Raw genomic sequence first — 3,238 nt, forward strand, 5'->3', positions numbered from 1 at the left:
GCACCCGCGAGGCATCCGCGACGCCGCGTCCGTCAGGTCGGCTGCTTCGCCACGCCGGAGGCGCCGAAGTAATGGTCGAACGCCATCCGGCGGTTCACCACCGTGTCGTTCTCCCACTGGGTCGCCCGCTGGGCGAACTGGCGCTGCGACTCGAGAATCTCCTTGAAGATCGGGTTCTCGGCCGCCTTCTTCTTCACCACGTCGTCGTAGACCTCGAGCTGCCGCTTCAGCACCGCGTCGGGCGTCTTGTAGAAGCGGACCTTGTCCTTGGTCTGCATCTCGACATAGTCCTTGGAGTAGCGGTCGATCGCCTTCCAGGCCATGTCGGCCGACGCGGCCTCCACGGCATTGGCGATGATGGCGCGCATCTTCTCGGGCAACGCGTCGTACTTCGCCTTGTTGAACATGATCTCGAACTGCTCGGCGTTCTGGTGATAGCTCTGCAGCATGCAGACCTTGGAGACGTCCGGGAAGCCGAGCACGCGGTCCGACGAGGCGTTGTTGAACTCGGCGGCGTCCAGCAGGCCGCGGTCCATCGCCGAGACGATCTCGCCGCCCGGCAGCGCGTTGACGGCGGCGCCGAGCCCGGTGAACACGTCGATCGAGATGCCGACGGTCCGGTACTTCAGCCCCTTCATGTCGTCGACCTTGGCGATCGGCTTCTTGAACCAGCCGAGCGGCTGGGTCGGCATCGGACCGTAGGGGAACGACACGACATTGGCGCCGATCGAGTCGTAGAGCTTGGAGAGCAGCTCCTTGCCGCCGCCGTACTTGTGCCAGGCGAGCAGCATGTTGGCGTCCATGGCGTAGCCCGGGCCGGAGCCCCACAGGGCCAGCGCGGTCTGCTTGCCGTAGTGATAGACCATGACGCCGTGGCCGCCGTCGAGCGTGCCCTTCGACACCGCCTCGAGCAGCCCGAAGGCCGGCACCACGGCGCCCGCGGGGAGCACCTCGATCTTCAGGTCGCCACCGGTCATGTCGTTGACCTTCTTGGCGAAGTCGAGGGCGTATTCGTGGAATATGTCTTTCGACGGCCACGTGCTCTGCCAGCGCATGCTGACCGGGCCGGTGGACTGCGCGATCGCCGGGGCGGCGACCGCCGTGGCGGCACCGGCCGCGCCTGCCGTCAGCAGGAACTTGCGGCGCGTGGCGGCCTGGGACGGGGCGGATGACGGGCGGGAATCCTTTCGGGACATGACTTCGTTTCCTCCTGAGATATTGGGTGGCGGCCTCGTTTCGGGCCGTCTTGGAGCGCGAACCGCTCGTATTCCGACGTGTGTGACACCGCCGGTTGGCCGGCAGTGTGGCCGGTTCCCAGCGCAACCTCAAGGGCGGGGCCCTCGAACTTTAGGTGAAATTCCGTAGAGGCGCCGCGGCCGCCCAGCGACCTCACGTCGCGCCCAGACGTTAAAACGCCCGCTTTCGCCCCGACACACGCCGGGACCGGAGCCGGCCGGGTCGCCGCGTCCGCCCGTCACTGGAGCTGTCCCCTTGTCCCGCCTGTTCGCCTCTCTCGCCGTCGTGTGGCGGCTCGCCGCTCCCTATTTCCGGTCCGAGGACCGCTGGGCCGGGCGCGCCCTGCTGGCCGCCGTCGTCGTCATCGAGCTGGCGATCGTCGCCATCTCGGTGCTGATCAACCAGTGGAACAATCGCTTCTACAACGCCCTGCAGGAGCGAAGCTGGGACACCTTCGTGTCCGAGCTGCTGTTCTTCTGCGGGCTGGCCGCGATCTTCATCGTGCTCGCCGTCTATCAGCTCTACCTGAACCAGTGGCTGCAGATCCGCTGGCGGCGCTGGATGACGGACCGCTACCTGTCGCACTGGCTGGACGATGGAAATCACTACCGCATGCAGCTCCTCGGCGACGCCGCCGACAATCCCGACCAGCGGATCGCCGACGACATCAACCTGTTCATCGACCGCGGCCTGAGCATCGGGCTAGGCCTGCTGAACTCGGTCGTCACCCTGGTCTCCTTCGTGGCGATCCTGTGGGGCCTGTCCGAGCAGGCGCCGCTCCATCTCGGCGGCACGGTCTGGAACATCCCGGGCTATCTGGTCTGGGCCGCCCTGCTGTATGCGATCCTCGGAACCGCCGTCACCCATCTGATCGGCCGTCCGCTGATCCGTCTGAACTTCCAGCAGCAGCGCTACGAGGCCGACTTCCGCTTCAATCTGGTGCGGGTGCGCGAGAGCGGGGAGCAGATCGCCCTCCTGTCCGGCGAGACCGCCGAACGGGCCCGCCTCCTCGACCGCTTCGCGGTCCTGATGGGCAACTGGTTCGCCATCATGACGCGGCAGAAGAAGCTCACCTTCTTCACGGCCGGCTACAGCCAGATCTCGACCATCTTTCCCTTCGTCGTGGTCAGCCCGGCCTACTTCGCCGGGGCCGTCAATCTCGGCGGGCTGATGCAGACCGCATCGGCCTTCTCCAGCGTTCAGACGGCGCTGTCGTTCTTCGTCACGTCCTATCGGACGATCGCCGAATGGAAGGCGGTGGTCGACCGGCTCGACGGCTTCGAGACGTCGATCGCCGCCGGGCGCGCCTTGCAGACGCGCGACGACAGCATCACGGTGGCGGCGCATTCCGGTGCCGAAGGCATCAGGGCGGAGACGCTCAACGTCCGGCTGCCCGGCGGCGCGCCGCTGGTCGCGGCCGGCGGGCTCGCCTTGCCGGCTGGAGAGCACGTCCTGGTCAACGGACCGTCCGGCTCCGGCAAGTCCACGCTGTTCCGCGCGCTCGCCGGGGTCTGGCCGTTCGGCGACGGCACCGTCTCGGTGCCCGAGGGCAAGCGCGTGATGGTGCTGCCGCAGCGCCCCTATCTGCCGGTCGGACCGCTGGCCGCCGCGATCTCCTACCCGGCCATGCCGGACGCCTATCCGAGGGACCGGATCGCCGATGTGCTGAATGCCGTCGGGCTCCCCGGGCTGGCGCCCCGCCTCGACGAGGACGCCCATTGGGGCCGCACCCTGTCGCTCGGCGAGCAGCAGCGCCTCGCCATCGCGCGGGCGATCCTGCACGCACCCGACTATCTGCTGCTGGACGAAGCGACGGCCTCGCTCGACGAGCCGTCGGAGGCGGCGCTTTATGGTCTGCTGCGTGACAGGCTGCCTGGCACGGCGCTGATCTCGATCGGCCACCGCTCGACCCTCGACGTCCTGCACGATCGCCATCTGGTCCTGGAGCGCGACGGCGACTGCTGCCATCTGCGCGAGCGCGCCGCGGCGCCGGCGCCGGCGC

General features: G+C 68.0%; 2 protein-coding genes. One reads left to right on the forward strand and one right to left on the reverse strand.

The window, feature by feature from the left end:
• Positions 1 to 32: 32 nt before the first annotated feature.
• Positions 33 to 1,196 carry a TRAP transporter substrate-binding protein gene (locus CH341_RS29895; protein ID WP_111423068.1) on the reverse strand — a complete coding sequence of 388 codons (1,164 nt, stop codon included), beginning with the start codon at positions 1,194 to 1,196 and terminating at the stop codon, positions 33 to 35.
• 295 nt (positions 1,197 to 1,491) lie between these two features.
• Here CH341_RS29895 and CH341_RS29900 point away from each other — a divergent pair.
• A partial coding sequence (locus CH341_RS29900) for an ABC transporter ATP-binding protein/permease (RefSeq protein ID WP_111423071.1) occupies positions 1,492 to 3,238 on the forward strand: 1,747 nt, incomplete at its 3' end.

The organism is Rhodoplanes roseus, assembly GCF_003258865.1.
Classification (GTDB): Bacteria; Pseudomonadota; Alphaproteobacteria; order Rhizobiales; family Xanthobacteraceae; genus Rhodoplanes; species Rhodoplanes roseus.

What these genes read in the sequence shown, in the direction of transcription:
- CH341_RS29895 (WP_111423068.1), bottom strand. Translation starts at nt 1,196, where the DNA reads ATGTCCCGAAAGGATTCCCGCCCGTCATCCGCCCCGTCCCAGGCCGCC.